Source organism: Shewanella sp. M16, from assembly GCF_018224605.1.
In the GTDB taxonomy this organism is placed as follows: domain Bacteria; phylum Pseudomonadota; class Gammaproteobacteria; order Enterobacterales; family Shewanellaceae; genus Shewanella; species Shewanella oncorhynchi.
In genome coordinates this window covers 1-5,150 of the sequence record NZ_JAGTUL010000087.1, presented here as the reverse complement: position 1 = coordinate 5,150, position 5,150 = coordinate 1, and the positions used below count along the sequence as shown (strand labels likewise).

Annotated in this window: 11 protein-coding genes; all 11 read right to left on the bottom strand. The window is 36.3% G+C overall.

Annotated features, from left to right (window positions below):
* Positions 1–146: 146 nt before the first annotated feature.
* The 11 genes from KFE26_RS23320 to KFE26_RS23270 all read right to left on the bottom strand — a co-directional run bounded on the left by KFE26_RS23320 (position 147) and on the right by KFE26_RS23270 (position 5,053).
* Positions 147–584 (bottom strand): hypothetical protein, encoded by a 438-nt coding sequence (locus KFE26_RS23320; RefSeq protein ID WP_212601886.1) that lies wholly within the window; start codon positions 582–584, stop codon positions 147–149.
* A gap of 10 nt (positions 585–594) precedes the next feature.
* A complete protein-coding gene (locus KFE26_RS23315; protein WP_212601885.1) occupies positions 595–837 on the bottom strand; it encodes a hypothetical protein in 243 nt (80 codons plus the stop codon).
* An 18-nt stretch (positions 838–855) separates the two neighbouring features.
* A complete protein-coding gene (locus tag KFE26_RS23310; protein ID WP_212601884.1) occupies positions 856–1,188 on the bottom strand; it encodes a hypothetical protein in 333 nt (110 codons plus the stop codon).
* Between the two features lie 11 nt (positions 1,189–1,199).
* Positions 1,200–1,481, bottom strand: a complete 282-nt coding sequence (locus KFE26_RS23305; protein ID WP_212601883.1) for a helix-turn-helix domain-containing protein — start codon at positions 1,479–1,481, stop codon at positions 1,200–1,202.
* Between the two features lie 269 nt (positions 1,482–1,750).
* The gene (locus KFE26_RS23300; protein WP_212601882.1) at positions 1,751–2,140 is read right to left on the bottom strand and encodes a hypothetical protein; all 390 of its coding nucleotides are present in this window, start codon (positions 2,138–2,140) and stop codon (positions 1,751–1,753) included.
* A 183-nt stretch (positions 2,141–2,323) separates the two neighbouring features.
* Positions 2,324–2,674, bottom strand: a complete 351-nt coding sequence (locus tag KFE26_RS23295; protein ID WP_212601881.1) for a hypothetical protein — start codon at positions 2,672–2,674, stop codon at positions 2,324–2,326.
* 157 nt (positions 2,675–2,831) lie between these two features.
* Positions 2,832–3,338, bottom strand: a complete 507-nt coding sequence (locus KFE26_RS23290) for a hypothetical protein (RefSeq protein ID WP_212601880.1) — start codon at positions 3,336–3,338, stop codon at positions 2,832–2,834.
* A 193-nt stretch (positions 3,339–3,531) separates the two neighbouring features.
* The gene (locus KFE26_RS23285; protein WP_212601879.1) at positions 3,532–3,969 is read right to left on the bottom strand and encodes a hypothetical protein; all 438 of its coding nucleotides are present in this window, start codon (positions 3,967–3,969) and stop codon (positions 3,532–3,534) included.
* A gap of 149 nt (positions 3,970–4,118) precedes the next feature.
* On the bottom strand, positions 4,119–4,268 hold the full coding sequence (locus KFE26_RS23280) for a hypothetical protein (protein ID WP_212601878.1): 150 nt from the start codon (positions 4,266–4,268) through the stop codon (positions 4,119–4,121).
* Positions 4,269–4,393: 125 nt separating this feature from the next.
* Positions 4,394–4,708 carry a hypothetical protein gene (locus tag KFE26_RS23275; RefSeq protein ID WP_212601877.1) on the bottom strand — a complete coding sequence of 105 codons (315 nt, stop codon included), beginning with the start codon at positions 4,706–4,708 and terminating at the stop codon, positions 4,394–4,396.
* 144 nt (positions 4,709–4,852) lie between these two features.
* Positions 4,853–5,053, bottom strand: a complete 201-nt coding sequence (locus tag KFE26_RS23270) for a hypothetical protein (protein ID WP_212601876.1) — start codon at positions 5,051–5,053, stop codon at positions 4,853–4,855.
* Between the last annotated feature and the right edge of the window lie 97 nt (positions 5,054–5,150).

The window sequence follows — 5,150 nt, the reverse complement described above, 5'->3', positions numbered from 1 at the left end:
AATAATAATAGGTCTAGTGAACCTTTGATAAAATGTTTTAAGCCTTTCATATACACCTCAATGACAAAAATCAAAAATCTCGGGCTGCACCCGAACCCGCGAGCCATTGACCTGGAGTAAAAAATTTACTCTGCGGCCAAAGGCTTTCAATTTAGATTAAGTGAATCCACATTCAACTCATGAATTATACGATCTGCTTTCTTAAAGGACTGTAGGTCTAAAGCTGCCAGCCCAAATGAATTATCTGTATCCCACGGAACGTCAATGCCATGTTGTATAATCACTTTCTCCATAGCACCAAAAATCAAATCCTGATTATAATCAGCTTCGCGCTCATAATACTCATAAGACATCACCACTTCCCCTGTGATTTGGGTGTATGTCTCTTCACTAATACCAACCGTATCTAAAATTAACGACTGTTCTTCATCATATAAATCAATAAAAAAAGGGGCTTTGTCTTTACTTACCGAGTCTGCTTTGAACTTTTCAAAGGTAATTTTTGAATCACACTTTGATAAAAACTGACTATGGACTTTTACGCCATCATTATTATCACCAAGATATAATGCTTTTAATTGCATACATTCACCCCTATTTAATTAACTTAAATACTTTAGCTTTTGCAGCTTTTCTATCAGCTTGATCAAGGGGCCATACTTCCCAATCCGCTGAAAGCCCAGCACGGCTTTTCAAATAATCATCGCCTTTGCAGTAAACAAACTCTTCACCATCTACCTTCCAAACTGTACGAACAACTGTACTTTCTATAGATTCCTTCAAATCGGACACTTTTTGAATATCTAACGCTCTTTGTGAAGTGACTTTAACTGCCATTTGCAGGTTCCTAATGTTTTAACTAAAGTGAAATGCCGATACTGGAACTAAGTTATTGCCGCTTTCGTCATAGCAAAACACTTCAGTACCAATAAATTCTGCTATCTCAGATGCTTCTTTCGAACTTTTCAAGTAAATCGGGTGATTATTGATAATCTTTAACTCAATAATATCTGTGCCATTTTTCGTGTCATCGATGATAGTCACATGACTTGCTTCAAATGCGATCACTATACGCTCTCCACCTGCAAAAAGCCTGAAGCTGTTATCTACGTTTTGAAAATCTTCAATGGTGAGAAACCCATCGTTTGTGGTGAATTTAATTGAGCTTTCGTATCTATCTGCAGACATAACAGCCTCTCTTAAACGTTCGTTTTCACTGATTCCACTGTTACAGTTAATGAATTATTGGTAAAAACAGGCTTTAAGCGATAACCCATCAAGTAAAGACAATTCAGCAACTTATCTATACTGAACTTTTCAACCTTACCATTTACCAAATAGCTCACTCTTGGTTGAGTCAGTCCCAGGTGCTCAGCGGCTTCGGACTGTGACCATTGTTTCGCCTCTATAATTCCGCGAATAACAAGCATTAAATCGGATCGCATTTGAAGCTCAGAAGCAGTAGCTTTATCTAATTGCATAAACACTCTTAACTATTCAACTTAAGGTAATGTTATACCAAATTTGATATATATACAAGTACTGATATATTTTCTTTTTACTTAATTAACAAGCAAAAAACCGCCGATTGGCGGTTTTTTATATTCGAGCTAGTCACTAACTGTCGGCAGCTCATTGAGCACCGTTTTTCTTTAATGCGATAGCCCAATTCATGTTCACTATATCGAATCTGGCAACAGAGGAAACGTTCAGGCAAGAAAAAAGCCCCACAAGGAGGCTTTATGGAATGTTAAACAGCGACCCATTGAGATACCCCACCTTTACGATCAAGGCGCTTAATTCTCTTGCCCTCCATATAATTATGGAAGGCGTAATGAGTGTTATAGCTGCGTTGCTTGCAAGCCTTCAAATACATCTTCCATGCCCTACGTAGTTCAGCGTAGTTCTGCATTGGGGCAATGTTATTGAAAAAATCAAAGGCTTGGTTAACCGCAGAAACGTTAGTGCCAAATTCAGTTGGACGGATAGTTATCAACCGCTCAAACCGAGTACCAATGGTGATCTGTGTCACACAACCAATATCACCAAAAAACTCCATGTGAATTGTTTCATCAAGGGTTGAATTTGTATAACGCTCAAATGGCTTAATAGCGCACATATACGTGGTTTCCTCTTTCATAAAAAAGGGCAAACCACTTCCCAGTCGGGACAATGATATTGCCCCATTATTGTTGCTTATTGCATTTGTGGCCATTGGGCCGGAGTTTGTTCAACTGCAGTATACTTAGAGGGTGATTCATTGCAACATACCGATTGACCAAAGGAAAATGTAAAAAAGCCTCGCACTGCGAGGCTATTAATACTACTTGCCACAAACAAAACCATTGACATCTTTAAACAACTTTCGTTGTGCGCGCTCATACGTTGATGAAGTAACAGTAGCCTCTTTTAAAGCCCGTTTTTCCTCAAGTGCAATTGCGCTCTCTGATTTATTGCAAGCATGACAACGATTGACAGCTATAGCTTTAGATTCTATCTCGATAAGTTTTTTTCTAGCAGCTCTCCAGTCACGAAGAATGGTAAAATATACACCTTGCCGCTCGTTAAACTCTGGCTTACCTGATACCGACATCATCCATTGAGCCGTATTTCTAAGTTGTTCACTCAAATCAAATTCATATATTTTTGCTTGCTGAAGCATAGCGGTTATCATCATATTTTCCTTTTTAAATTTATGACCTATGGGTCGGTGGTTATGCATCTACAGTATATGGTTTTCATCAAAGTAAAAAGCCATTTGTAGTATGAAAAAGCCTGTAATTACATACAGGCTTAATAAAATATAAGTAATGTAAAATATGCTCTTAGCCTCACTCCTGATTGTTATCAGAAAGTGCTAATGCTAATTTCTCTATTGTGTTTTTAAGAGAAAGATGGTTAAAAGCAAATTTATTACCATTTTGTAATGACAAAGTGCCTCCAACTACATTTAACCTTTTGAATAAAATGCTTATTAATATTTTTAGGTCAACTGAATGCATATAACACCCAATTTCATTTAAAGCAGAATTTACAGCATTGTTAACACGATTAAATTCAATTATTTCATTTTTTAAAATTGATGTTTGATGTTGATAGTAAGTGAGTGCCTTACCGGTAATTACTAATTCACGTATATCAAATCTAAACTCCAGATCTGTAATTGTATAGGTAAATTCAGCATTAAGTAGATCTCCAGAACGGAGCCAGTCACTAAAACAAAATCTTTCATCATCAGTCATATATTGAACATTTTCGCGCCTAACAAACTGAAAACTCTCTACTTTTTGAAATGTAATTGATTTATCATTAATGCGAGCAATTGTCTTTTGTTTCATTGTCTTTTCTCTTTCATTTATGGCCATTGGGCCGGAGTTTGTTCATCTGCAGTATACCCAAGTCGAGTTCGTCAGCAAGCGAAGAATTGCTCATAGGAAATGCATCTATGCTTATTCGATTCATTGAATTAAGACAGAATAAAAAAGCCCCAAAGTGCTACTTTGGGGCTTTGCGTGAGATTAGAAAAGAGAGCTATACTGCGGAAGATTTTTCGTAACTAGCAATAAAATGAAATTGATTAGTTAGAGAACCCTTAAGGTTAGTCGAGTCGATTAATGCTGCATCATCTCTCGATTCCATAAATTTGTTTGCCATATCAACATCTTTAAAGATACCAGCTACTTGATAGAAGTGACCATCGAAAGATTTTATATAGAAGTTCGTGTAAGTTAAATCCTCAGAGGATTTATCTTGTAGTTTTAACGTATTATCCCCGCCATATTGACTTGCCATTGCTTGAACATCACTCAAATTATCAGGAAATACTGCAACACATACAAGATTTTGATTTCTAAATAAAAAACTATGACCATCTTCATTAAAAGCAAGATGTGTAACTTTGTGAAGCTTATTCATTGATTTGACAAATAAACCATAACCATTTTCAGTAGTTAAGACGCTATAATTCATAATATTCACCTTTGCATTTATGGCCAATGGGCCGGAGTTTGTTCATCTGCAGTATACTAAATGTCAGATCTTCCACAAAGACCGAATTGCCAATAGGAAACGCTTAAGCAAAAAAAAACCGCTAAGCGGTTTTTTTTATCAAGTTATATTCAGAATGGAATCATATTATCACGTTGTTCTTTTGAAAGATTGGGATTATCCCATAACTCGCAATAAGGACCTACATACGTAGCACTATACAATTCAAAGCATTCCAATTCAGCTTGTTCCATCTCATCTGCTAAAGCAATAGTATCCATAGTCGTTCCTTTCCTAAAATGAGCAAACTACAGCTTCGAAGGACAATAGTTTTACTCATTTAGACTTGTGTTGTCAGCGGCGCATCGAGTGCCTTTATCAGTTTTGCGATAGCACCAGGTTTGGTTTACTTAATTGCTCTCTTTTGGAGAGCAGCAGATAAAGGAATATTTTGGCAAACACCTTTAAAATAGTCAGTTAACCAATACGTATCGCTAAACACAAACAACACCTTATCTAAGGTATTTCTTGCTAGTGCAGCTGCCGATTCATCATCTTTAGACCGAACAATTACTACTTTTCCATTAATTTTTTCAGCATTAGCTTCATAGAAAGTGCAAATAGATTCAGGTGCTTCCTTAACCATTACCCTTGCATGATAATCGGCTAACAATTTATTCGGCTGATTTATCAATAGAGCTTCATCTTTTTTTGTCAACATAATAGGTTCCTTTTCATTTATGGCCAATGGGCCGGAGTTTGTTCATCTGGAGTATATGAAATACCAAGGATTTCGCAATATTCAAGTTATCTATAGGAAACGTTCGGAAAAAAAAGCCCATGAAATGGGCTTTTAATCAAATTCTTAATTATTAATCGGTTGGTATTCTTCTTTAAGAGGACAATCTGGTTCGCCAATATCACCACTTATACTATGAAGATAAGTTCCATTTAGATTTATACAGCACACCTTTCTACCACTCTCTAATTGATAGACAGGTCGACTGAAGTCATCTATATATATAAAAATTGCTTTTTGTCCATTATTGAGAACTAAGTCTTTCATTTTTGTTTCCTTTTTCATCTATGGCCAATGGGCCGGAGTTATTTAAGAAAAGTATACAGAAAGCAAATATCTCTGCAACCTTGCAGTGGTTAATAGG